The organism is Oleiphilus sp. HI0117 (assembly GCF_001635235.1).
On record NZ_LWGA01000030.1, the window covers coordinates 1 to 1,183 of the forward strand.

1 protein-coding gene is annotated in these 1,183 nt (G+C 44.5%); it reads left to right on the forward strand.

Features of this window, described 5'->3' with window-relative positions; genetic code table 11:
• A partial coding sequence (locus tag A3757_RS00680) for an extracellular solute-binding protein (RefSeq protein ID WP_197469611.1) occupies positions 1 to 1,183 on the forward strand: 1,183 nt, incomplete at both ends.

The window sequence follows — 1,183 nt, forward strand, 5'->3', positions numbered from 1 at the left end:
AATTATTACCGAGTCACATGGCTTTGCTTTGTACGGCGACCTTAAATACCCGCAGGACTTTTCTCATTTTGACCATGTCAATCCTAACGCCGCCAAAGGTGTGAACCTGCGTCTAATGGGTTTCGGTTCTTTTGATTCTCTAAACCCTTACATTTTAAAAGGAACCAGCCCCTTCAATTCTCCGGGAATGTTTATGTATGGGTTTACAGAGCTAAATGAAACTTTATTAGCAGGAACCGGAAGCTACTCACCATCAGGCGATGAACCACAAAGTGCCTATGCCCTGTTGGCCGCTAAAATCCGTTACCCCCAGAATTATGCTTGGGTCGAGTTTGATATCCAGCCAGAAGCACACTTCCATGACGGGCACCCGGTCGACGCTGAAGATGTTGTGTTTTCATATACTACCCTTACAGAAATCGGGCACCCGCGTTTCAAACAAAGCCTTCGCGCCGTTACCAAAGTCAAAGCGATTGACGCCGATACAGTGCGCGTTGAGTTCGATCAGGCCGACCAAGCTGCAAATATCTTACGATTTGGCGAAATGCCGATATTACCCGCGCACTTCTGGGTGGATAAAGATTTCGAACGCAGCTCCCAAACCATTCCACTGTTAAGCGGGCCTTATAGAGTCGGTGACGTAAAGGTTGGCCAGTCAATCAAGTTAGAGCGTGTAAAAGACGCTTGGTTTACTAAGTTGCCTAAGGGTGAATTAAATATCTATAAAGGTAGATATAATTTCGATACCGTAGTGATAGATTTTTACCGCGATCAGTCAGTGGCATTTGAGGGCTTTAAGTCTGATAGCTTTGATCTGTTTTTCGACTATACCGCAAAAAACTGGGCTAAGGCCTACGACTTCCCTGCCTTGAATGAAGGTAAGGTCATTAAAGCGGAAATTAAACATGATATTCCCAGCACCACTCAGGCTTTTTTCTTTAACAACCGCCGTAAGATATTTTCCGATCCAAAAGTCAGAGAAGCACTGAGCTTAATGTTTGACTTTGAGTGGACGAACAAAGCCCTTTTTAATGGCGCTTATAAGCGAAACCAAAGCTACTACCCTAATTCAGCATTCAAAGCTACTGGCCTCCCTAGTGAAGAGGAGCTTGAACTACTATTGCCTCATAAGAAAAATTTGCCTGTTTCCCTATTTGAGTCTGCCTTTTCCCTACCCAAAACT